The sequence below is a fragment of the Skermanella stibiiresistens SB22 genome (assembly GCF_000576635.1).
GTDB lineage: Bacteria > Pseudomonadota > Alphaproteobacteria > Azospirillales > Azospirillaceae > Skermanella > Skermanella stibiiresistens.
Map to the genome: position 1 here is coordinate 1 of NZ_AVFL01000170.1, position 226 is coordinate 226.

A 226-nucleotide genomic window follows, 5' to 3' on the forward strand; every position below is an offset into this window, starting at 1 on the left:
GGAATGACGTTCAGGCTGATCAAGACGAAAAACACCAATAAAAACATCATCACGTCGATCATCGGGATCAGTTCGATGTGCGCTTTGTTCTTTTTCGGTTCGTTCCAGTTACGCATGACACTCCCTCCAAAAGCGAAGCAGCCAATATAGGAGGGGTTTGTTTACCTTTTGTTACGCTTGTGTGATCTTATTTTCACAGCGGAGATTTTTTGCGAGAATTTTTTCA

General features: G+C 42.5%; 1 protein-coding gene. It reads right to left on the reverse strand.

The features are described from left to right. Positions 1–116, reverse strand: a 116-nt coding sequence (locus tag N825_RS41160) for a biopolymer transporter ExbD (protein ID WP_037462668.1), incomplete at its 3' end; no start/stop codon positions are given. Positions 117–226: the final 110 nt, after the last annotated feature.